This window comes from Clostridium estertheticum subsp. estertheticum (genome assembly GCF_001877035.1).
In the GTDB taxonomy this organism is placed as follows: Bacteria; Bacillota; Clostridia; order Clostridiales; family Clostridiaceae; genus Clostridium_AD; species Clostridium_AD estertheticum.
In genome coordinates this window covers 1,218,966-1,244,012 of record NZ_CP015756.1, presented here as the reverse complement: position 1 = coordinate 1,244,012, position 25,047 = coordinate 1,218,966, and the positions used below count along the sequence as shown (strand labels likewise).

Below are 25,047 nucleotides of genomic sequence, written 5' to 3'. Positions count from 1 at the left end.
TCTTGAAATATACTATGAATATTACAACATTAAATCAATTCTATAAATGTAATGTATGTTGATTTAGGAGGTATTATAATTATGAAAAAAGATGAGCGTAAAGGGCCACTAAACAAATTATTTAATTCAATAGACAATTTTTTGTCTGATGAGAAAGAGCAGACATTAAGAAGTAAGTTGGGAAAAGAAATACGTGAATGCATTTTTACAGAAGATATAGTTGAAAAACTTTATAAAAATGATTTTACAGGTTTAGTTGATGATAAAGAAGAAATAGTAGTGCTTTATTCTATGATATTTCCAGTTTTCGTAGAGAAAGATAATGTTATATTTAGGTTGTATAAGCATAAAATTGAAGTTGATTTGTCGGATGAAATGAGCGATAGATACATTTACATATTTTCAGATGGGAGACTTACATCAGGATTGTTTCAGTGCTTTAAGCTTTATGATGATGAATATATTTATGGAGTAAAAAAAATAATAAATATGATTCCAGGTTTTAAGAACACTGTGACGGAGGCTCTAGTAAATTTAAATAATAATGGAGATTTTAATAAAGAAGAAATAGGAAATTTAAATGGTAAAGAAATAATAGCAAAAAATAATTACAATGAATTAATAGACTACTTAAATAAATTTAAGCACTAATAATAATTTACAGGAGGTTGTTTTATGAAAAGATTATTCACTTCAGAATCAGTTACAGAAGGTTAATGAAGATGTTACGTTAGAACAAATTGAGAAAGACATAATTGAACAAGTAGTTAAAACTGTTGTTCCTTCTGAGTTCTTAGATAAGGATACAAAATACTTTATAAATCCAACTGGAAGATTTGTAATCGGAGGACCACAGGGTGATTCAGGTTTAACAGGCAGAAAAATTATTGTTGACACTTATGGAGGGTATGCAAGACATGGAGGTGGATGTTTTTCAGGTAAGGATCCAACAAAAGTAGATAGATCAGCTGCATACGCAGCTAGATGGGTTGCTAAAAACCTTGTGGCTGCTGGAGCTGCAGATAAGCTAGAGATAGAACTTGCCTATGCAATTGGAGTTGCGAGTCCTATATCTATTACAGTTGAAACATTTGGCACAGGTAAAATTAATGATGATAAAATTGTAGCAATAATTAATAGTGAATTCGATTTAAGGCCTGCCGCCATTATAGAAAACCTAAACTTAAGAAGACCAATATATAAACAAACTGCCGCTTATGGCCATTTTGGAAGAACTGATTTAAATTTGCCTTGGGAAGAATTGAGCAAAGTTGAAGCAATAAAAAAATATTTATAAAATAAAATACTGTTGTTTTGTAGTAGCTGCTGGATATAAAAATTTATATCCAGCAGCTATGTTTTTTTGTTTAATCATTAAGGATACATAATATGCAATTAACTAGACAATATAAATAACGACAAAATACGATAACATTTTGAAACAAAGATAATTATCTATATCCGTTTTTTAAATATTAAGTTATAATAAAAGCTATATAAAGACATTTTAAATCAACATACGCTGTATGTTATTTTATTTATATATAGCATCTATTTTTATAACTTAATAGGAGATGTAATTAATGGAGTTTTTAAGTACAGAATTAGCTAGAATTATTGTTGAACGGACTATGAATGTTGTTAATTATAATATTATTATAACCAACACATTAGGAATTATTATAGCTTCAGGAGATAAAAACAGAATTGGAGATATACACGAGGGCGCAAAAATAGCACTTAAAACAAAATTAGAATTTAAAGTTAGTGAAAATCTAAGTAAAAAATTAAATGGTGTATATTCAGGAACCAACTTAATTATTGAGTTTCAAAATAACATTATTGGGGTAATCGGTATTGCTGGGAAACCCAAAGATGTTTTAGGTTATGGTAAATTAATTAAAATGACAGCAGAAATGATGATAGAGCAAGAACATGCACTAAGAGAATTAGAAAGTAACAAGAGAATGAAGCAAGAGGTTATGCTAGCAGTTATATCTAATAAACAAGATACGCTTCTCTTATTAGATAAATATATTAAAAGATTTGAAATCCCATACAATCATCCTATGGCTATCTTTATAATTGAAGTGAATTTTAAAGATAATTCAGATAAGCATTATTTAAATATATTTAATGAAATAATAAAACTATTAGAAGGTACATTTATGGAATCTCTAGCAACAGTAATTGATTCAAAAACCATTGTAGTATTATATAAATGTGTGCATACTAATAATAAAATTGAAGAGTATAATAAAAAAGCAAAAGAAATTAACGAAAAAATATGTAATCAATTAGGCATTACTGTAAAGATATCCACTGGAAAAATATACAACAAGTTAAATGACATGTATAAATCTTTTAATATAGCTAAAGACACACTTATATTTGGAAAAAAGATATATCCTAATGATAATATTTATACTTTTAATTCACTAAAGTGTGAGATGTTGTTTTCTCAAAGTAGTGAAGAATGGAAAATTAACGAATTAGAAGACACGTACAAACTAATATCATTAAATGATAAAGATGGGGTGTTAAGAGAAACCTTAAAAGTTTTAATAGAAGAAAATGGAGAGCTTAATAATGTATCCAGTAGGCTATTTATTCATAGAAACACTATTAGATACCGACTAAATAATATTTATAAAATAACAAATAGAAATCCTAGAAATTACATTGACCTATTTTGGCTTTATAGTGCAATGATTAACTTTTAACAACATTTCAAAAGGAAAGTCGTCAATTCATCTTTTGCGAAGCTGTTGCAGCTCCGCAGGAAATAATTTAACTGAAATAAATTTGAATTTAATACCAAAAAGGATGTTTCTTCAAATGATCTTTTAATAAACTAAAGGGAGCCTCGTAGGGCTCCCTTTAGTTTACTTTAAATACTATTTTTCACTAGCAAGTTTTTTGTATCCTGCTAATCTTTCTTTAGCATCATTTTCTGTTTTAACAAATAATTCTTCTGCAACTTCTGGGAAACTTTTTGCAAGTGAAGAATATCTTACTTCGCCCATTAGGTAATCTCTAAATGAAGTAGTTGGTTCTTTAGAGTCTAATACGAATGGGTTCTTTCCTGCATCTTTAAGATCTGGATTAAATCTATACATAGCCCAGTATCCTGATTCAACAGCTCTCTTAGTCTCAAGTTGTGTACATCCCATTCCAACTTTAAGACCATGATTAATACATGGTGCATAAGCGATTATAAGTGATGGTCCTTTATATGCTTCTGCTTCTTTTATAGCTTTTAATGTCTGTGCTTTATCAGCACCCATTGCTATTTGAGCAACATAAACATATCCGTAAGTCATTGCCATCATACCTAAATCTTTTTTCTTAGTTCTCTTACCAGTAGCGGCAAATTTTGCAACTGCTGCAGTTGGTGTAGATTTTGAAGCTTGACCACCAGTATTTGAATATACTTCAGTATCAAATACAAATATATTTACATCTTCTCCAGATGCAAGTACATGATCAACTCCGCCATATCCGATATCATAAGCCCAGCCATCTCCACCAAATATCCATTGAGATTTCTTAACTAAATGATCTCTCTTAGCAAATATTTCTTTTAATGCTTCGTTATTATCTTTTTCAGCATTTAATAATGGTAACATTTTATCAGTTGCAGCTTTTGAACCTTCTGCATCTTCTTTGTTTTCTATCCATTCATTAATAACTGTTTTCAATGCATCACTAGTTTTCATTGTCAATGCTTCTTTAGCTGACATTTCAACCTTATCTCTTAATTGGCTAGTTGCAAGGAACATACCAAATCCGAATTCAGCATTATCTTCAAACAATGAGTTAGCCCAAGCTGGACCTTGACCACGTTTGTTAACTGTATATGGTGAAGCTGGTGAACTTGCTCCCCAAATAGATGAACATCCTGTAGCATTAGCTATTAACATTCTATCTCCGAATAATTGAGTTATAAGTCTAGCATATGGAGTTTCTCCACATCCAGCACAAGCTCCGCTGAATTCCATTAATGGTTGCTCAAATTGGCTTCCCTTAACAGTTGCTGTTCCCATTGGATTTTCTTTCTTAGGTAAGTTTATGTTAAACTTCCAGTTTGGTAATTTAGCTTCTTGCGTAGCATATGGTTTCATGATTAAAGCTTTTTCTTTAGCAGGGCAAACTTCTGCACAGTTACCACAACCACTACAATCTGCATTACTTATACCTATTGCAAAATGTTGACCTTCAAGTCCTTTTCCAATAGCTTTCTTACTTTCGTAAGTCTTTGGAGCATTTTTAAGATCTTCACCACTCGTTAAGAAAGGTCTTATTACTGCATGAGGACATACATATGCACATTGATTACATTGTATACATTTATCTACTTGCCATTCTGGTACATTAACAGCAATTCCTCTCTTTTCAAATGCAGCTGTTCCTGGCATTAATGTTCCGTCTTCTATTCCAACAAATGCACTAACAGGTAAAGAGTCTCCTTCTTGTCTGTTCATTACATCAGCAATGTTTTTAACGAAATCTGGTCTAGCATCTTCTGCTACAACTACATCTTTAACTGTTTTCCAGCTTGCTGGTACATTAATTTTAACAACTGATTGAACACCTTCATCAATTGCAGCGTTATTCATATTGATAACTTTTTCGCCTTTTTTACCATAAGATGTAATAACAGCAGCTTTAAGATACTTAACTGCATCTTCTACTGGTATTATGTCTGCAAGCTTAAAGAAAGCTGCTTGCATAATCATGTTAACTCTTCCACCAAGACCTATTTTACCTGCTATTCCAACAGCATCAAGCGTATTGAAATTAATATTGTGATTAGCAATATAGTTCTTCATTGTAGCTGGTAAATGTTGTTCTAATTCTTCTGGAGTCCATATACAATTCAATAAGAATGTACCACCATCTTTAATTCCTTTTAAAACATCATATTTAGTTACATAAGCTTGGTTACCACAGGCAACGTAGTTTGCAGAACTAATTAAATATGTTGATTTTATAGCTTTCTTACCAAATCTTAAGTGAGAGATTGTTACTCCACCTGATTTTTTAGAATCATAAGCAAAATAAGCTTGTGCAAACATATCTGTATGGTTTCCTATGATTTTGATTGCACTCTTGTTAGCTCCAACAGTACCATCTGATCCAAGACCCCAGAATTTACATTCTTTAGTTCCTTCTGGTGTTGTTGTAATAGCATCACCAATTACGAGTGATTTATTAGTAACATCATCAACTATTCCTACAGTAAATCCGTTTACTGGAGTTTTTGCTTTTAAAGCATCATATACAGCAACAATTTGAGCTGGAGTAGTATCTTTTGATCCAAGTCCATATCTTCCGCCAACTATAACTGGTCTAGTTTCTTGATCAAAATATGCGCTTCTAACATCTTGATATAAAGGTTCTCCAATTGATCCTGGTTCTTTAGTTCTATCAAGTACTGATATTTTTTTAACTGTTTTTGGTATGTATTTAAAGAAATGATCTACTGAGAATGGTCTAAATAAATGTACTTTAAGTACTCCAACCTTTTCTCCCTTAGCAATTAAATAATCAATAGTTTCTTCAATTGTTTCACAAACTGATCCCATTGCTATTATTATTCTATCTGCATCAGGTGCACCATAATAGTTAAATAAGTGGTAGTCAGTTCCGATTAATGAATTTATTTTTCCCATACATGTTTCAACTTTTTCAGGTAATGCATCATAATATGTGTTTGAAGCTTCTCTTCCTTGGAAATAAACATCTGGATTTTGTGCTGTTCCACGAGTTACTGGATGTTCTGGGTTTAATGCTTTATTTCTAAAAGTCTCTAATGCTTCTTTGTTCATAAGACTTCCTAAAGTTTCATAATCCCATGCTTCTATTTTTTGTATTTCATGAGAAGTTCTAAATCCATCAAAGAAGTTTACAAATGGAATTTTTCCCTCTAGTGCTGTTAAATGAGCAACTGGTGATAAATCCATTACTTCTTGTACACTATTAGATGCAAGTAAAGCAAAACCTGTCTGCCTAGTTGCCATTACATCTTGATGATCTCCAAAAATATTAAGTGCATGAGTTGTTAACGCTCTAGCTGCAACATGGAATACTCCTGGTAATAATTCTCCTGCAATTTTGTACATGTTTGGAATCATTAATAATAATCCTTGAGAACATGTAAAAGTTGAAGTTAAAGCACCTGTTTGAAGTGAACCATGTACAGCTCCTGCAGCTCCTGCTTCTGATTGCATTTCCATAATTTTAACTTTTTGACCAAATACATTTTTTGTTCCTTTAGCTGCAAGTTCATCACAATATTCTGCCATCGTTGATGATGGTGTTATAGGGTAAATTGCTGCAACATCAGTATATGCATAGGCAACATGTGCCGCTGCTGTATTTCCGTCCATAGTTTTCATTTTTCTCATTTAATAAGCCTTCTTTCTTAAAATTATTTGTATCGCCAACATCTATAAAAGACATTGGCGATATTATTACTTTATTCACAAACTTTTCCTGGGTTTAATATATTTTTAGGATCAAATGCCAATTTTATATTTTTCATAAGTCCTACATACACAGGTCCTAATTGTTCTAACATATATGCTTTTTTTGCAAATCCAATACCATGTTCTCCAGATACTAAACCTTTGAGTTCTCTTGATTTACTGTACATTGCTTCAAATACTTCTGCAATTTTCGTGTCCCATACTTCATCCGTAAGGTCATCTTTTAACACATATACATGTAAGTTACCATCACCTGCATGACCAAAACTTCTTATCCTTATATTAAATTCCTTTTGGAGCTCATTAGTGTAATTAATGAACTTGGCAACCATGTTCCTTGGAACAACAACGTCACATTCATCCATATAAGTTGTTGTTGCTTTAACTGCTTCAAGAAAAGCTCCTCTTGCAGACCAAACAGCTTCTTTTCTCTCATCAGTATCCGTTATAAATACATCAAGAGCACCTTGCTCTAGGCAAATATTAGCTACACCTTCATAAGCTTTTTCTATTTCTTCTATAGTATTACCGTCAAAAGTTAATAAAAGATAAGCATCTGATGAATTATCTGGGAACTTTTTACCAAGGAATTCTTCAGCAGCAAGAATAACTTCTCTTTGCATAAATTCTATAGCAGTTGGAGCTGCTTTTGATTTAACTATTAAAGGAACTGTGTTTATTGCCATATCAAGATTAGGGAATGGTATTAATAATGACACAGCTTTCTTTGGTAGTGGCAATAGTCTTAATATTATTTTCGTAACTATTCCAAGTGTTCCCTCTGAACCACATATTAAATCTTTTATGCTGTACCCAGTAGAATTTTTAACTACCTTTCCACCCACTTCAAGTATTTCTCCACTTGGAAGTACTACTTCAAGTCCTCTTATATAATCTCTTGTAACTCCGTATTTAACAGCTCTCATTCCACCCGCATTAGTATTTATATTTCCCGCAATTGTTGCTGATTTTTCTCCTGGATCTGGTGGATAAAACAGATCAAACTCTTCAACATATTTACTTATCTCCATTAGAAGTACACCTGGCTCAAGTGTTAACATTAAGTTTTCTTCATCAATTTCAAGTATTTTATTCATCCTAGACATATTTATCATAATCCCGCCCATTATTGGAACTGATGCTCCAACTAGTCCGGTTCCTGAACCTCTTGCTACAACAGGAATAACATTATCAGATGCATATTTCATGATTTTTGACACTTCATCAGTTGTAAGAACCTCAACTAACACTTCTGGCATTTTACTTATTCCACCCATCTCATCATGGCTGAAATCATCATTTATATCATCACCAGTAAACACTCTATCTTTTCCTAATATAGACACTAGAAATTCTATATCCTTTGCATCAAGTTTTTTGTAACTCATAAGATTACCTCCCGATTATTCATTTAGTAAAACCGCTAAATGGTCTCATTTAGTAAAACCGCTAAATGATTTATTACTTAAGTTAAGACTAAAAGTTGGCTTAAATCTATACGTTAGCGAATACAGTACTCAGCTCCTGAATTTTTAATATTTTGGATCAATTGAGGAACTACTTCATATATGTCTCCCACTACTCCATAATGAGCTACATTAAATATCGATGCATTAGGATCTTTATTTATTGCAAATATACGCTCTGAACTGTTCATTCCGGCTGTAAACTGAACTGCACCTGAAATTCCAAGAGCTATTATTAATTTAGGTTTAACTGTTCTTCCAGATAGACCAATTTGTTTTTTAGCATCAATCCAACCGGCTTCAATTGTTGGTCTTGTTCCAGCTACTTGGGCATTAAGTAAGTCTGCAAGCTCCTGTATCATAACAAGATCTTTTTCTGACTTTAATGCTCTGCCAACTGCAATAATTACCTCTGCATCTGAAATATTTTCTTCAACTTCTTTTTTAGTAACCTTTAATACCTCAATGTTAGATCTTAATTTTGCCCTATCTATTTCACAAATTGTAATTTTACCTTTCTCGTCACAATTTTTTTCAGGAGCATTCATAACTTTATACCTTACTGTAGACATTTGTGGTCTTGTATTTGGACATATAATTTGAGCCATAATATTACCACCAAAAGCTGGTCTTATCTGCACAAGGTCTGTATTTTCTTTCATCTTAAGTATTGTACAGTCAGCAGTAAGTCCCGTTCTAAATCTTGCTGCAACTCTTGGAGCAAGTGATCTACCAATAGTTGTTGCACCAACAAGTAATGATGATGGCTTTACCTTATTTACAAAATCTTCGAATGCTGCAGTATAAGGTTCTATCCTAAAATCCTTAAGCTCTTCATAATCGTATACAAACACTTCATCAACACCATAATGTAATAATTCTTTTGCTTTCTCTTTTATGTTGTGGCCAATAAAAACACAATATACTGGGAAATTAACAACTGATGCAAGTTCTCTCGCTTTTCCGATAAGTTCCATTGTTACAGGATGTATAACTCCTTCTACATGATCAACATATACCCCTATACCCTTCCATAAACTCTTATCAACTTGAACTACCTTCGTTTCAAGAAATTCCATTACTCCGGTTGGACCTTTTTTAACACAAATCTTACACATTTTACAGCCTGCATTAACTTCTATTTTCCCATCGTTATATTCAATAGCACCAAAAGGACAAACCTTTACTAATTCTTTAGCAATTGATTCATTTACCTTCTCTTGGTGACAAATTAACTTACTCATTAGAACTCCACCCTTCTTATATAATTTAATTCATTATACGAATTTTAATTCTTTAAGTTTTGTTGCCATTTTTAAACTAAGTTCTGCACCGCTACCTGTCCATGTTTCACGATCATTATTCACATCTGGTGGAAATATTCGTTCAACTTGTGTTGGTGAACCATTAAGTCCATATTTCTTTTCATCCTTATCTTCAAAATCATTTAATGTTATCATTTTTATTTCTCTATCTTTTGTAGCTATTTTTTTCCTATAAGACGGAAGCCTTGGTTGATATATATCTTTGTCTACAGTTAAAAGACATGGAAATTGAATCTCAGCGACTTCTATAGTATTTGCCATATCCATCTCTACAACAATTGATTTTTCCTTCAATTCTATTATTTTTAAGACGTTTGCAATATGCGGAATATTTAGGTATTCAGCCATTTCTGGACCTACTTGAGCGGTATCACCATCAGTTGTTTGCTTTCCACATAATATAAGATCAAATTTACCCATTTTTCTTACCCCTTGAGAAATTGTATAAGATGTAGCTAGAACATCTGCTCCTGCAAACTTCCTATCAGAAATTAGTGCACCTTCATCTGCTCCCATCATATATGCTTCGCGAATAACATCCTTTGCTTGAGGGGGTCCCATAGTTATAACTTTAACTAGTCCACCCTTTGCTTCCTTAATTTTAAGCGCCGTTTCTAATGCAAACAAATCGAAAGGATTCATTTTAGAATCTACACCATCTCTTTTTAAAACTCCTGTAACTGGATCCACTTCAACATTTGAAGTACCTGGAACTTGTTTTATACAAACTAAAATTTCCATATATTTATTCCTCCTACATTTTGTATAGAATTCTAAAAACTCATTGTTGGCTAGATGGTCTGACCACCTTTTAATTTATAATAACACACTATTCAAAACATTTCTACTATTGTTATTTAATTAACAGTGTTTATTTTTTTTACTATAAAATTAAAGGTGAGAGCAATATTTGTTATTGCCCTCACCCATGATTTTATAATATTACTATATTGTCCTTTCACTCTTATATTTATTTGCAAAATCTAAATGTTCTCGCATTGCTTTTCTGGCATCTGAGGAACTATGTCTTTCCATCGCTAAATATATCTCATTATGTTGAGAAAAAAGAATTTCCTTATTCCCTTCATGAACTATTATTAATTTTCTTGCATCCTTTATAAAATGATCTACAAGTGTTGAAACTGTTTTTAGAATATCAAAAATTAAAACATTACCTGAGCATTCTGCAATCTTATAATGAAACTTTTTATCTATTTCAGAATTAATATCTTCATCATCACAATTTATAAATTTTTGTGTAAGCTCCTTAAGCTCTATTAATTGTTCATCTGTTATTCTCTTTGAAGCAAGACCTGCAGCCTCAACCTCCATAATCTTTCTGAGCTCCCATATCTCTTCTTGATTACTTCCCTCTAACATAAACATAATTGATAGTGGTTCAAATAAATTATCCTGAAAACTTGCCTTTATATAACTTCCTTCCCCTTGTCTGCAATCTATAAGTCCAATGACTTCTAATGCCCGAAGAGCCTCTCGAATCGAAGCCCTACTCACCTCTAGTTGCTGCACTAAGCTTCTCTCTGAAGGTAGTTTATCACCTTTTTTAAGCATACCTTGATCAATCATATTTTTTATTTGTTCAATTACTTGCTCGTAAACTTTCGTACTCTTTATTGGACTAAACATTTTATTCACACCTGGATATTGCTCCAAAGGTTTTAATGTAGTCTTATCAATTTTATCCATTATGCGTTTCCCCCTTTAACATTCCAGATTCATACATTATATATATTATAACATAATTATTACAATTTAATATTCCAGCAAATTATGTCCAAAATTATAAATATTTATGTAAATAAATGTAATCATATTTTCAAAACAATAATATATTATAATTTATAAAAAGCAAGAACATTGATAATATTTTCACATAATCGCAATCGTTTATTTTAAATGAAATATCGGCTACAAATATTACATTTAATCTGAACATCATATTAAAAACCGATAAGATTTATAAAATCTTATCGGTTTTTAATATTCTATTTACAATTTGAATTTTTGAACCATACTATTTAATTTTTCAGCTAGTTTTGCCTGGTTTTGAGAAGCTTTTGTTATTTCACCAATGGCCATAACCGATTCATTAACACTTGCGAGTATTTCTTCTGTACTAGCTACCGATTCCTCAGCTGTAGCTGATACATTTTCAATTGCTTTTTTAATTTCTGACACTGTTTCATTTACAATATTCATCGAATCTCCAATCTCTGAAGTCAACTTATTAAAGACTACTGCATCTGTTCCATATTTTTTACTCGTATCTACAAACAATTTATAATCCGGTTTAACATTACTATCCATAAAAGCTAATACATCTTGAGCATTGATGGAAAGATTTTGGAATGCCTTTTCAACTTTCGCAGTTACCTCTTGAATTTTTTTAACCGTACTCGATGAATCCTCAGCCAGTTGTCTAACCTCATCTGCAACCACAGCAAACCCCTTACCTTGCTCTCCTGCTCTTGCGGCTTCAATAGCTGCATTTAGTGCAAGAAGGTTTGTTTGACTTGCTATATTTTCTATTTCATCTGCCATTATTTTAACTTGACTAACAACCTTTCCTTCTTCAATTGCTTTTAATATTCTTTCTTGCTTCTCATCATATATTTTATTTGAAATATTTGCATTAATTTCAGCATTTTTACTAATTTTTTCTGCATTTACTTCTATGTTACTCGCAATCTTAGTTCCGTTATTTGCTTTTAATGTTACCTCTACCACGTTATCTGCAATACTTTCTGTGGTAGCATTTACTTCCTCTGTTGTGGCACTTAACTGTTCTGCACCTATAGATACTTGTCTTACGGATTCATTAACAAGATCCATTTTTGCTGATATTTCTTCTGTTGTAGCAGATAGTTCTTCACTTGTAGCGCTAATATCAGTAGCACTTTCTGATATTTCAGAAATTAATGTTTTTAAATTCAATATTGCTTTGTTTAAAGCTTTTGCTAAAATACCAATTTCATCCTTATTGTCAATATCAACAGTTTTTGATAAATCATTTTCGCAAAGTGCACCAGCTACAATAACAACCTTCTTTATCCTCCTTGATATCGAAATAGCAATTGTTAACCCCAATGCAATTGCGACAAATAAGCCTAATAAAGTTATTATTGCAATAATAACATATGAGCTATTATATGTTACTTTACTATTATCATAATCGATTTTAGCCATACTCATAGCTAGTTTTGACTCTTTTTGTAGAACTGCGAACATGTTTAATCTAATCTTAGAAAGTACCGGAACAAGTTCATTCGCCTTTTTATAGTCGCCCCCATTAATTTGTTTAATTACGTCCTCAATGCCTGCATCATAATCCACAAGTAGTTTTTCAAATTCCGTAAATTGTTGTCTATCTAAATCAGATTTAATGGTAGTCTTGTATTCTACAATAAGTTTATTATTATTGGTTACAAGAGCTGCAATACTGTCTTTGTTTTTTTGCAAATCACTTTTATTTGTTGGAGAAGCAAGTAACAACAAATCTCCTCTTATTTCCAATAAATTTGCTTTTATATTAGAAATATCATTTACCCCTATTAAATCTATACTGTAAATGTTTTCAAGATTTTTATTAATATTTTTTATATTAGTCATTCCAATAAACCCAACAATACCTATAAACAATGCAACTAAAACAAATGCTGACACTAGTTTTTTAATCATTTTTAAATTATTAAACCATTTCATTAACAATCACTCCTAATTATATCTAGTGCAGCACAAGCTACACTGATTCATTTTTAAAATTTTCCAAACAACTATCTATAATATTTTATATTTTCCTATAGTTCTACATTTAATTTTCAAATATCATTAAATCTTTTTCTAAGTCTCTAATATAATCGTTCCATTTTCATTTAACTTTAACAAAATTTAATAATACATTAAAATTCTTGAAATTGTATTGTTAAAACCCTATTTATATATAAAATATTACAATTTTTACATATAAAAATAATAAAAAAAATACCATATAGCTTAGACTTTATTTGTCTGCTCTATATGGTAAAATTCACTGATATCATATTTTTCTAATATTTATTTATAACTTGAATTTTTGAACCATCCCATTTAATTTTTCCGCTAGTACTGCCTGCCCTTGAGATGCTTTTGTTATCTCACTAATAGCCATAACAGATTCATTAACACTTGCTAGTATTTCTTCTGTACTCGCTACTGATTCCTCTGCTGTAGACGATACATTTTCAATTGCCTTTTTAATTTCTGACACTGTTTCATTTACTGTATCCATTGAAGTTCCTATATCGGAGGATAACTCATTAAATATTGCGGCATCTGTGCCATATTGTTTACCTGTGTCTACAAATGATATATAGTCAGGTGTAACTGTAATAATAAGATAATTCAGCACCTCTTGTGCATTACTTGAAAGATTCTGAAATGCAGCTTCAACTCTTAAAGTTACCTCTTGAATTTTTTGAACTGCAGCTGATGAATCCTCTGCTAATTTTCTAACTTCATCTGCAACCACAGCAAACCCCTTACCTTGCTCTCCGGCTCTTGCTGCTTCAATAGCTGCATTAAGTGCAAGAAGATTTGTCTGGCTTGCTATGTTTTCTATTTCATCTGCCATTATCTTAACTTCACTAACAACCTTTCCTTCTTCAATTGCTTTTAATATTTTTTCTTGTTTCTCTTCACCTAATTTTTTCGCATTAATATTACTGTCCTCTGCATTTTTCATGATTTTCTCAGCTTTTATACCTATGTCACTTGCAATCTTAGTTCCGTTGTTTGCTCTTAAAGTTACACCTGCCACGTTCTCTGCAATACTTTCTGTAGTGGCATTTACCTCCTGTGTTGTGGCACTTAACTGTTCTGCACCTATAGATACTTGTCTTACGGATTCATTAACAAGATCCATTTTGGCTGATATTTCTTCTGTTGTAGCAGATAGTTCTTCGCTAGTAGCGCTAATATCGGTAGCACTTTCTGATATTTCAGAAACTAAGATCTTTAAATTAACTACAGATTTATTTAAAGCTTTTGATAAAATACCAATTTCATCATTACTCTCAATATCAACAGTTTTTGATAAATCATTTTCTCCAAGAGCTTGTGCAACTACTAACACTTTCTTTAATCGTTTTGAAATTGCAATTCCAATTATTAACCCGAGTACTATAGCAACCAATAATCCTATGGCAATCACTATATTAATTTGAACTGATGCGCTTTTATATGATGACTGACTTTTATCATAATCAACTTTTGACGTAGCAACATTTAATTTCAATTCTTTATCTAAACTCATTAACATATCATCTCTTATTTTATCAGCAGCAGGTAAGAGTTCATACGCTTTTTTATAATCTCCTAAAACTGCCTTTTCAATTAATTCATCCCTTGCAATACGATATTGTATCATTAATTTTTCAAATTCAGCAAATTGAGTTTTTTCTAGATCTGTATTTACCGTTTCTTTATACTCAGCGATAAGAATGATAGTAACATTTTTCATATTAGTTACATCATCTTTGTGTGTTTGTATATCATTTTTATTTTTTTGGTCAAGAATTAACAATGTATCGCTTTTTACTTGTAGTAAATTGGCTTTGATACTAATTAAGTCTTTAATACCTACCAAATCATTATTGTAAATATCCTTAACATTCGTATTAATATTCTTCATATTATATGTTCCAATAAATCCAACTAACCCTAGAAATACTGCTACAAGTAAAAATGCTGATACTAATTTCTGAATCATTTTTAAATCATTAAAAAATTTCATTAATCTCCACTCCTCAAATAATATATTACAATGATATATCGTTCATTACATACACAACTTTAATAATAATTTTGATAATTTACATATATCATCCTTAACATAATTAAATTTGATATTCTCCCATAAATAGTATTAAAATTGTTTTTCTATAAAATATTTCATGCTTACCTTTTTGAGTTCTTTACTACTGTACAACAAATCGTATTCGTTAATATTAACTGCTTCTGCAATTGCCATAACTACTTTTTCGCATTCCTGCTTTGTTTCTCCATGAACCATTGTAAAAACATTATACGGCCACCCTGGAAATGTAGACCTCTGATAGCAATGACTAACCTGGGGAAATAATATCATGATTTTACTAACATCTTTAATTCTCTCTTTCGGAACTATCCAGACAACCATTGCATTTGCCTTGAATCCAACATTTCTATGATTTAAGATAGTGCCAAATCTTCGAATAATACCATTTCTGCAATATTCCTTAATCTTATCGATTAATTCATTTTCTGTAATTCCAATTTCCTGAGCTATTTCTTTATAAGGTTCTGGTACCAACGGCATGTCTTCTTGAATTTTACGAATAATTTTTATATCTAAGCAGCTTAACATATATAATCACTCCTTAATATTGAAAACAACATTAATTTTAAATAAATTCACTACAGGGAGCTCAATTATCTCATCAATATCTGTTTTAATCTTAATATCATTTAGAAACTCTTTAACCTCAACTATTGAAGGAGCAATCACTGTAAACCACATATTGTATGAATGATTTCTAATATAATTATGAGTAACTCCATTGTAACTGTTTATAATATCTGCTACTTCAGTAATCCTGTCTAATGGAACTTTTATTGCACATAGAGTACTAGAATATCCTAATTTTCTTGAATCAAAAATTCCACCTATTCGTTTAATATATCCATCATTTTTAAGTTCCTTAATCATATCAATAACCTGATTTTCTGAAATATCTAACTCATTTGCAATTTTTAAGAAGGGTCTTGATTCTATTGGAAAATTAGACTGAATCAAATTAAGTAAATTTTTATTTTTTTTATCCATTAATCTATATTTCCTATATCATCATTAGAATATGAACACCAGTCTTCACCTGCCATGTAATCTCCATCATTATAATATGCAACGCGAGCGCGACATCCACCGCAGTCTTTTTTATAGTTGCAACTTCCACACTTACCTTTATAATTCATAGTTCTTAATTCTTTAAATATATGATTATCTCTCCAAATTTCACTAAAAGGTGTCTCTCGTACATTTCCAATTGGAATATTTAGATATGCACAAGGCTGCACATCTCCACTAGGACTAATAATACAATAACTAGTTCCTGCTAAGCACCCACGACTAAACCTAGGTTTCATTCCCATTTCCTTAGCAATTCTCATAAACTCAGGTGCACAGGTAGGTTTTAGCTCTATGTTTACATCCTTTTGTTTTAACATTATATCCTTTAATAACGACTCATATTGCTCTGGATTTAATGATTCTTCTTCAATATCAGCGCCTCTCCCTGTTGGTACTAAGAAAAAAGTATGATGAGCTACAGCGCCCATTCCAATCGCAAAATCGGTTATATCAAGTATTTCATCCTTATTCCAATTCATTACCGTTGTATGTATTTGGAAATTAAGTCCGGCCTCTCTACAATTTTTCATGCCAATTACAGCTTCTCTCCATCCACCTATGTAACTTCGAAATTCATCATGTTTTTTAGGATTAAGACTGTCTAAACTAATTCCTATACCCATAACCCCTGCATCTTTTAACTCCATAGCAGCTCTTTTAGTTATAAGCGTTCCATTACTCCCAAGAACCGGCCTTAATCCAACTTTTACTGCGTGCTTTATTAACTCATAAATGTCAGGCCTTACTAAAGGCTCTCCACCTGAAAATACCATTATTTTAAATCCTGCCTTCGCTACTTCCTCTATTAATGATTTACCCTCGACTGTATTTAATTCATGCTTAGCTTGAATACCTGCCTCTCTATAACAATGTTTACAATACATATTGCATTTATTAGTTGTATTCCATGACATGATCATATTTTATTCCCCCTATCCTCTTTCCTAAATCTTTTTAAACTAATCCAATTCCATCTTGCACACCAATTTCTTTATTACTCAAATAACACGCTGGATCTGATGCCCAAAAATCTCCTGTCACCGATTCAGCCCTTGTCCTAAAATTACCATTACATACACTTAACCATTTACATTTTCTACATCTACCCTTAAGCAATTTTTTTCTATCCTTTAACCCCTTCATAATTGGACTTGTTGTATCTTCCCAAATTTCTTTAAACGCTCTTTCTTTAACGTTCCCAAAAGTATATTGTGGGGTAAACTGATCCGCATGTATATTTCCTAGGTAATCAACATTTGAAATAGCAATACCAGACCTATTTCCACCATTCATCTCCATCAATTTTAATATATTATCAGCTAAATGAGGGTATTTTTTTAGAGCTTTCAAATAAAGATAAACCGTATCCGCATGATTATCTACAGTGAGAATTTCAACTTTATCCCCGAGTTCTACAGCCTTTTCCATTATTAAATCCATTGCAGCTCTGGACTGTGCGTGGGATGTATCTTCCTTCATCATCTCGCTTCCTCTTCCAGAATAAACAAGATGATAAAAACATACACGATTTATTTTTTCTTCTTTAATCAAATGGAATATGTCCTCCAATTGATCATAATTGTGACTATTAATAGTAAATCTTACTCCCACTTTCTGATTAACGTCCCTACAATTTCTTATTCCATTTAAAGCTTTGTCAAAACAACCTTTAGTACGCCTGAATTCATCATGCCTTGAGCCAATACCATCTAAGCTAATTCCTACATAACCTACTTCACTTTGTTTAATTTTTCTTGCAACATTTTTGTCAATAAGCGTACCATTAGTAGAAATAGTGCTTCTTATCTTATGCTCTCCCGCATGCTTTATTAGCTCAAATAGATCTTCACGAAGTAAAGGTTCCCCTCCTGAAAACAATATTACTGGCACTTTAAAATCATGAAAATCGTTAATAAGAGATATTGCTTCTTTAGTGCTTAATTCATCTTTATATTTTTTACTGTCTGAATTCGCATAACAATGTATACACTTTAAATTACAAGTTTTCGTACAATTCCATACAACAACAGGCCCACGGCCATTACTAACCCCATTTGTTTGCGTGCTAGCTCCGCTTACATACCTTAATTTGTCTCCAAAATTTTCAGTCCCACATAGTAATTTTGATACTCCAATCATATTTTATCTCCTCTACTTATCATCTTGGTTTCAATAGACCCTTAAAGCCATCCGCATTTAATTTTTATATTTAGCTTTGAGTAAATTTTATTTATGTATTTTATAAATTCATATAATATATTTTAATAAATTAAAATGATAACAAAAAATAGGCATTTGACCATCATCATCTATTACATTAATGCAAAACAATGTAATTAACTGATGGATGAAAATGTCTATATAAAATAATATACCATATGATCAATAAATTAACAACATGAATGCAGATGTTGATCATTTATTGATTAGTATTATACTAAGATTTAATAACATTTCAATTGTTATCTACCCCAGAGAATATATACCCTAACAAATAGAAAACTTCAGTGGGATTATAAATCTCCTTCTGAAGTCGTCAATGTATCTTCTGCGAAGCTGTTGCAGATCCGCAGGAGATTATTTAATTCTTACAAATAACAGTAAAAATAATTCAAATAAATATCTCTATGTTGCACATAATAAATTATATTGAATTATAAAAATAATCCAATTAAAAAATAGATATGAAAGAGAGTGAATTATGGAATTAATTAAAGTAGGAGATATTGCACCCGATTTTTCATTAAGAGATAACAATTACCAAAATGTATGTTTGTCAGACTTTAAAGGTAAACGAGTATTACTTTCCTTTCATCCTCTTACCTGGACACCGGTTTGCACAGACCAAGTAAGAGACCTTGATAACAATTGGGGTAAATTCCAAACATTTAACACAGTCCCACTTGCTTTTAGTGTTGATCCTGCTCCATGTAAAAAAGCTTGGGCTTCTGCACTACTTCTTGAAAATTTAATACTCCCTTCCGACTTTTGGCCTCATGGTAAAGTTGCACAGGATTATGGAATTTTTATTGAAGACAAAGGTATATCAGAGCGCGCTAATATCATAATAGATGAAAATGGCATTGTAGCGTGGGTTAAGGTGTACCCTAAGTCTCAATTGCCTGATTTAGGTGAAGTCTTTGAGTTCCTATCTAATATGTAGTTTGAATATCCTGCATATACTTTACATGTATAAATAATATTTAATATGATAAGGGCCTCATACTAAATTTAGTATGAGGCCCTTATCTTAAATGAAAAATCATCTTATATTGCTACTTGATTTATTGCAATTTATGTTTCTTATTTATACATTTTTCCAAGTGCATCTGTGGCCACTAATGCGGCGTAAACATCCCTAGGAGTAACAACAAATGGTTCATTTATCATTGTTTCTCCCGAACCGCAAGATGCAACAGCTACACTCATTAGTTCCTTGGTCGTTGCATCTGCTACTCCTAAATCTGAAAATGTATATGGAAGTCCTACACTCTTGCAAAACAATATAGCTTCTTCAATTTCTGCTAGATGTCTATTTTCAAGTACTAATTCTGTTATTGCACCAAATGCGACTTTTTCACCATGATATAACTTATGAGTTTTTTCAAGTACTGTAAATCCATCATGAATAGCATGCGCTGCTGCAAGTCCACCACTTTCGAAACCAATTCCACTTAGATAAGTATTCGCTTCAATTATGTTTTCAACCGCTTTAGTACACACATTACCTTCACAAGCGACCATTGCTTGTACTCCATCTGATAATAATGTCTCATAACAAAGTTTCGCTAATGCCATAGCTGCAAGTGTTGCTTTTTCACCTGACATATTTCCTCTATTTCCTTCCTTGCAAGCTCTTGCTTCAAAATATGTAGCAAGTGCATCTCCCATTCCAGCTACTAAAAGTCTTACTGGAGCCTCTGCAACTATATCAGTATCAACTAATACGACTTCAGGATTTTTAGGGAGTAATAAGTAATTTGAGAAAACTCCTTCTTTAGTATAAATAACTGATAATGCACTACATGGTGCATCTGTTGCGGCTATTGTAGGGACTACAATTACTGGAAGTTTGCAATAATATGCAACAGCTTTTGCAGTATCAAAAGCTTTTCCTCCACCTACGCCAACAATTACGTCACAGTTTGAAGCTTTTACTACTTTCATTAATCTTTCAATTTCTTCAACGCAACATTCTCTATTAAAAGTTTCATAGGATAACTTGCATCCACTTTCTTTGAAGCTTGTTTCAATTGTGCTTGTAGTCTGCTTAATTGCTCTGTCTGTCCCAATTATTAAAAATGATTTTCCAAAGGCTTCAATATGGTCCTTTATTTTTTTAAGTTCTCCACTTCCTTGAATATATCTTCCTGGTGACATAATAATTTTAGACATAATAATTACCTCCTTTATTTTAACATTAATTTAAATTAGCAGAGAAATTAACAATCCGTCAACTTCTCTGCTCAGTATAACTCATTTTAGAATATTATTTTACTATAACAAATTATTAAATACTTCTTTTTTAGGAGATGGAATAATCTCTTTATTTAAAAGCATTCCTGTTTGCGCTACTGCATTTGCACCTACTTCAACCGCGGCTTTAACTGAACTTACATCACCTGTCAAAGTTATATAAGATTTACCACCAATTCCCATTCCAAGTCTTATTTCAATTAACTTAACTTGTGCTGCTTTTGCAGCAGCGTCCGCTGCTACAATGGACGCTGCTATTGAAAAGAATTCTAATATTCCAAGTGCATTTACTTTATCTATTGTTGCATTACAATTAATAGCCCCAATAACATCAGGATGCACATTAGCAATCAAAACATCATCAACAACATACTGCCCACCATAATCAACACCTGACTTTTGAGCAGCTTTTACTGCCCCAACCTCCCCAGCAACTAGTATTATAAATTTTCCTGGACAAGTAGGTTTTGAAAATAAGAGTCTTACCTCTGCAGACTTTAGCATAACATCTGCTACTGCTATTCCTCTTGCTATGCTGTTAAGCTCTATTAATGCTATTGATCTAATCATAATATCACCTCACTACTTTCAATAATTATACAATCAGATACATTTGTAACTTTTCCACTAATACTTGCATGAATATTAGCCCCCATATCCTCCCGCTTAACTTCGCCAATTAGTTGTCCTTTATTAACTTCATCGCCCACTGCTACAATTGAAGTAGCGGATTTACCTATATGTTGCTTTAATGGTATGGTCACAATGTTAACCTTTACCTCAATTGCGTCATCATCAAATTTTATGTCTTTATATTTACCTAAGTTAAGTCTTTGTACAAGCCTTGATACAGGTACTTGCCTGCCATCTCTTTGTTCATCTGGGATTATTTTTAAAGTTGTATTAAACTTAACTCCCTTTTGTCTTAACTCATTTTTTATGATTATATTTACTTGCCTTGGAGATATCCCCATAGGACAAGCGTACATTTCACATATTCCACATTCGCAGCATATTAAGGCTTCTTTAAAAATTTCCTCTGAGTGATCGAGTGACATTGAAATTGCCCTCATAACTTTATGTGGTCTTAGTGGATGACCCAGTAAGTATCTTGGACACATTTGCGTGCAATATGAGCACTGAATACATGCTGATTTTGTTTGATTAATTATGTGCTGCACAGATAATGATTTTCTTTCTTTAATATAATGGTTCGTAGGAAGCACTATTATTCCACCATCAGTTTTAGTTATAGTTCTTTGCTCTACTTCATCAGAGCTTAGAATTCTTCCCATCATAGGACCGCCCATAATTACACAATAATCCTTAATATTTAAACCACCTGCAGCTTTTATACATTTTAAAATCGGAGTTCCAATTGGTACTGATAATAAACTTGGATTATTTACTTCACCAGTTACAGTAATTATTTTATCGGTAACACTCTTGCCTCTCGTTGCATCATATATACTTAACACTGTTGCAACGTTTGACACCACTGCTCCGACGCTTAGTGGTATTCCTCCAGGTGGAATTACTCTGCCAGTAACCTCATATACGATAACTTGTTCATCACCAGCAGGATATACACTTTTAAGATAAAAAAGTTCAACTTTTGAGTCGAGCTTTTTTATTGCACTTTGAAGAGCTTGTATCTCTCTTTCGTATTTTCCTTTAATTGCAATTATAACTTTATCTGCTCCTACCAGTGGTGCCATAAAACTTAATGCCTTTATTATTTCATCTGCATTATGGCGCATAATATACTTATCAGTTTGAATAAGTGGCTCACATTCTGCTGCATTAACTAAAAGATATTCAACATTGCATTTTAGTTTAATGTGAGTTGGGAAGCCAGCTCCCCCGGCTCCTACAACTCCGGCTTTATATATTTGGTCTAATAATTCCATATTAAACCCTCCTTATATGATTCTAAAAGAATCAACCATTGTACATCTTCTCTGCCTAGTAAATGATGTAGCATTTGTAATACCTTCACCTGTTGGCCCAGCTATTGTAAATGTTGTCCACCCTTCTCCTCCAAAACCTATTCCTGCATATGATGGTGCATTTTTAACAAATATCGTAGTATCTATAAGTCTTGACATCTTGGTTAAATTATCAATATTCTTTGAATGCATCATAGCAGTATGTCTATTCCCATGTTCATCTAAGACAGCTGTGTTTATTGCTTCATCAACATCTTTAACTTTAACAATTGCAAGTATTGGCATCATTAACTCTTCTTGTACAAATGGATGTAAATTTTCTGCCCTACAAATTAAACATTCAACACCTTTAGGAGCCTCTATTCCTGCTGCTGCTAAAATAACTGATGCATCTTTACCAACAAAGTTTTTGTTAACTCCATATTTTATTTTTCCACCCTTTTCAGTTTTGTTCATTACTACATCTAGAACCTTTTGTTTTTGCTGCTCATCTAATTCATATACGTTTCCGTTCTTAAGCATCTCTGCAATTAATTTTTCATATACGCTTTCAACAACAATTGCTTCCTTTTCTGCTATACATGGAAGATTGTTATCAAAACAACAACCTGCGATTATATCCCTTGCAGCTTTCACTATATCTGCTGTTTCATCAACAACCACCGGAGGATTACCAGCTCCTGCTCCAATTGCTTTTTTGCCTGATGATAACACTTTCTTAACAATAAAAGGTCCACCAGTTGCAACTACAAGTCTTATTTTAGGATTATTTATCATCGTATCAGTACTTTCAAGTGATGGTTTTCTTAACGTTGTAATTAAATTTCTAGGGCCACCAGCATCAGTTATTGCTTTATTAAGAACTCTTACGGAAATAAGACAACTTTCTATTGCTCCTGGATGTGGTGAAAACACAGCCGCATTCCCTGATGCAATCATTCCAATGCTATTACACATAACTGTCGCAGATGGATTAGTTGAAGGCGTTATTCCACCGATTACTCCAAATGGCCCCATTTCTATAAGTGTCAATCCTTTATCACCTGATATTGCCATTGTTTTAAGCACTTCTGTTCCAGGAGTTTTATTAGCCACAAGTTTAAGTTTTAAATACTTATGATCTTTCCTTCCCATTCCAGTATCTTCAACGCAAATGTCTGCTATTTTTGTAGCGTTATCAAGTATAGCTTTTCTCATTGCGGATATAAGCTCTTCTCTTTGTGAAATGCTCATACATATAAGCTCTTTTTGCGCAATTGATGCAGCCTCAATTGCTTCATCCATATCATCAAAAACGCCATCACTCTCAGAGACATTAAGATCTCTCCTATTCATTTCCTGAAGTACTTTTTCAACCATTGCTGATATTTCATCATTTTTTATCTCCATAACTTATCATCTCCTCAAACTTTTTAACCGCATAGATCGCAACTTCCATATCTTGTGAAACTGTTCCGCCACTTACACCAACTGCTCCAACTATAAGATTATTTATCTTTAACGGATATCCTCCTCCAAATGTAATAACATTATCTAGGTTATTAATCCCATAAAGTTCTCCGTTTTTTGCTAGTTCATTAAGTTCATGTGTAGGTAACTTAAATGCCACTGCACTATAAGCCTTTCCTTTTGCAATTTCAATACTTGCAAGAAGTGATCCATCCATTCTCTCAAACATTACAGGGTTTCCATGCTCATCCATGACCCAAATCACCATTGGGACTTCTATTTGTATTGCCTTTTCAATACACCTTTTTATTATCTTTTCACTAAGTTCTCTATTCATTTTCTCACTACCCCTTTTATTAATTTTTAGTCTAAGTGCCACTATTACATTTTCTTTAACCTTTATTAGAATATTTTTATAATCCTCATATCTTGCTATAGTGTATATAACATCTGATAATCTATTAAAATACTTTGATAAATTAGCACTAACATCATAACTCATGGCTAACTCTACTATATATCGCTCCGCTTCGCGTACCTTAGTTCTTGCTACATCAAGTGCTCCGGATTCAATTGTTCCACCAGGAACTATAAAACTATTAAGCTTTGGGATAATCATGTCTACCTTATCTATTACTGTTTCTAAATAATCTATATCTTCTTTAACTATTCTTTCCTTAAATTTATCAGTACCAAGCGATGCAAGTTCTGCCCCTGCTTCAAAAAGTGTTTTTTGTATTTTGAATATTATTGTCTTTATCTCTTCATCTTTTATAAAACTTCTTGCAAAACCTAAGGTCGAATTTACACTATCGCATGTTCCATATGACCATACCCTTAAATCAGATTTTGAAGTTCTGCTTCCTCCAAGCAAACTTGTTTGACCTTTATCCCCCGTCTTTGTATATATTTTCATAAATTCATCTCCTATTGGAGTTTAAATTA

General features: G+C 32.2%; 19 protein-coding genes and 1 pseudogene. 4 read left to right on the top strand and 16 right to left on the bottom strand.

Annotated elements, in window-relative coordinates; all coding sequences use genetic code 11:
* The first annotated feature begins 81 nt into the window (after positions 1–81).
* The 3 genes and pseudogenes from A7L45_RS05845 to A7L45_RS05835 all read left to right on the top strand — a co-directional run bounded on the left by A7L45_RS05845 (position 82) and on the right by A7L45_RS05835 (position 2,723).
* Complete coding sequence (locus A7L45_RS05845; protein ID WP_071611902.1) at positions 82–651, top strand: hypothetical protein; 570 nt, start codon at positions 82–84, stop codon at positions 649–651.
* Between the two features lie 70 nt (positions 652–721).
* Positions 722–1,297: pseudogene (locus A7L45_RS05840) on the top strand (methionine adenosyltransferase domain-containing protein); the annotation flags it as partial.
* A gap of 286 nt (positions 1,298–1,583) precedes the next feature.
* Positions 1,584–2,723 (top strand): sugar diacid recognition domain-containing protein, encoded by a 1,140-nt coding sequence (locus tag A7L45_RS05835; RefSeq protein WP_071611901.1) that lies wholly within the window; start codon positions 1,584–1,586, stop codon positions 2,721–2,723.
* A 174-nt stretch (positions 2,724–2,897) separates the two neighbouring features.
* Here A7L45_RS05835 and nifJ read toward each other — a convergent pair whose 3' ends face one another.
* The 11 genes from nifJ to nirJ1 form a co-directional block, all read right to left on the bottom strand.
* Complete coding sequence (gene nifJ / locus A7L45_RS05830; protein ID WP_071611900.1) at positions 2,898–6,410, bottom strand: pyruvate:ferredoxin (flavodoxin) oxidoreductase; 3,513 nt, start codon at positions 6,408–6,410, stop codon at positions 2,898–2,900.
* Positions 6,411–6,481: 71 nt separating this feature from the next.
* Positions 6,482–7,879 (bottom strand): FAD-binding oxidoreductase, encoded by a 1,398-nt coding sequence (locus A7L45_RS05825; protein ID WP_071611899.1) that lies wholly within the window; start codon positions 7,877–7,879, stop codon positions 6,482–6,484.
* Between the two features lie 113 nt (positions 7,880–7,992).
* Positions 7,993–9,201, bottom strand: coding sequence for an electron transfer flavoprotein subunit alpha (locus A7L45_RS05820; RefSeq protein ID WP_071611898.1), 1,209 nt, complete (start codon positions 9,199–9,201; stop codon positions 7,993–7,995).
* Between the two features lie 33 nt (positions 9,202–9,234).
* The gene (locus tag A7L45_RS05815) at positions 9,235–10,023 is read right to left on the bottom strand and encodes an electron transfer flavoprotein subunit beta/FixA family protein (RefSeq protein ID WP_071611897.1); all 789 of its coding nucleotides are present in this window, start codon (positions 10,021–10,023) and stop codon (positions 9,235–9,237) included.
* Positions 10,024–10,227: 204 nt separating this feature from the next.
* Positions 10,228–10,929: a FadR/GntR family transcriptional regulator gene (locus A7L45_RS05810; protein WP_071614882.1), complete on the bottom strand. Its 702-nt coding sequence runs from the start codon at positions 10,927–10,929 to the stop codon at positions 10,228–10,230.
* A gap of 363 nt (positions 10,930–11,292) precedes the next feature.
* On the bottom strand, positions 11,293–13,005 hold the full coding sequence (locus A7L45_RS05805; RefSeq protein WP_071611896.1) for a methyl-accepting chemotaxis protein: 1,713 nt from the start codon (positions 13,003–13,005) through the stop codon (positions 11,293–11,295).
* A gap of 355 nt (positions 13,006–13,360) precedes the next feature.
* The gene (locus tag A7L45_RS05800; RefSeq protein ID WP_071611895.1) at positions 13,361–15,073 is read right to left on the bottom strand and encodes a methyl-accepting chemotaxis protein; all 1,713 of its coding nucleotides are present in this window, start codon (positions 15,071–15,073) and stop codon (positions 13,361–13,363) included.
* Between the two features lie 132 nt (positions 15,074–15,205).
* On the bottom strand, positions 15,206–15,685 hold the full coding sequence (gene ahbB / locus A7L45_RS05795) for a siroheme decarboxylase subunit beta (protein WP_071611894.1): 480 nt from the start codon (positions 15,683–15,685) through the stop codon (positions 15,206–15,208).
* A 6-nt stretch (positions 15,686–15,691) separates the two neighbouring features.
* The gene (gene ahbA / locus A7L45_RS05790) at positions 15,692–16,144 is read right to left on the bottom strand and encodes a siroheme decarboxylase subunit alpha (RefSeq protein WP_071611893.1); all 453 of its coding nucleotides are present in this window, start codon (positions 16,142–16,144) and stop codon (positions 15,692–15,694) included.
* Positions 16,144–17,148: a putative heme d1 biosynthesis radical SAM protein NirJ2 gene (gene nirJ2, locus A7L45_RS05785; RefSeq protein ID WP_071611892.1), complete on the bottom strand. Its 1,005-nt coding sequence runs from the start codon at positions 17,146–17,148 to the stop codon at positions 16,144–16,146. The genes ahbA and nirJ2 overlap by 1 nt, the downstream gene beginning before the upstream one ends.
* A gap of 34 nt (positions 17,149–17,182) precedes the next feature.
* Positions 17,183–18,367 (bottom strand): putative heme d1 biosynthesis radical SAM protein NirJ1, encoded by a 1,185-nt coding sequence (gene nirJ1, locus A7L45_RS05780; protein ID WP_071611891.1) that lies wholly within the window; start codon positions 18,365–18,367, stop codon positions 17,183–17,185.
* Between the two features lie 562 nt (positions 18,368–18,929).
* Between nirJ1 and A7L45_RS05775 the strand changes: the two genes are divergently transcribed.
* Complete coding sequence (locus tag A7L45_RS05775) at positions 18,930–19,391, top strand: redoxin domain-containing protein (protein ID WP_071611890.1); 462 nt, start codon at positions 18,930–18,932, stop codon at positions 19,389–19,391.
* Between the two features lie 140 nt (positions 19,392–19,531).
* Here the strand turns inward: A7L45_RS05775 and A7L45_RS05770 are convergent, their stop codons facing one another.
* The 5 genes from A7L45_RS05770 to A7L45_RS05750 all read right to left on the bottom strand — a co-directional run bounded on the left by A7L45_RS05770 (position 19,532) and on the right by A7L45_RS05750 (position 25,018).
* Complete coding sequence (locus A7L45_RS05770; RefSeq protein WP_071611889.1) at positions 19,532–20,623, bottom strand: glycerol dehydrogenase; 1,092 nt, start codon at positions 20,621–20,623, stop codon at positions 19,532–19,534.
* A 102-nt stretch (positions 20,624–20,725) separates the two neighbouring features.
* Complete coding sequence (locus A7L45_RS05765) at positions 20,726–21,274, bottom strand: BMC domain-containing protein (RefSeq protein WP_071611888.1); 549 nt, start codon at positions 21,272–21,274, stop codon at positions 20,726–20,728.
* Positions 21,271–22,614 carry a 4Fe-4S dicluster domain-containing protein gene (locus A7L45_RS05760; protein WP_071611887.1) on the bottom strand — a complete coding sequence of 448 codons (1,344 nt, stop codon included), beginning with the start codon at positions 22,612–22,614 and terminating at the stop codon, positions 21,271–21,273. The genes A7L45_RS05765 and A7L45_RS05760 overlap by 4 nt, the downstream gene beginning before the upstream one ends.
* A 12-nt stretch (positions 22,615–22,626) precedes the next feature.
* Positions 22,627–24,042: an aldehyde dehydrogenase family protein gene (locus A7L45_RS05755; RefSeq protein WP_071611886.1), complete on the bottom strand. Its 1,416-nt coding sequence runs from the start codon at positions 24,040–24,042 to the stop codon at positions 22,627–22,629.
* Positions 24,026–25,018, bottom strand: coding sequence for a cob(I)yrinic acid a,c-diamide adenosyltransferase (locus tag A7L45_RS05750; RefSeq protein ID WP_071611885.1), 993 nt, complete (start codon positions 25,016–25,018; stop codon positions 24,026–24,028). The genes A7L45_RS05755 and A7L45_RS05750 overlap by 17 nt, the downstream gene beginning before the upstream one ends.
* Between the last annotated feature and the right edge of the window lie 29 nt (positions 25,019–25,047).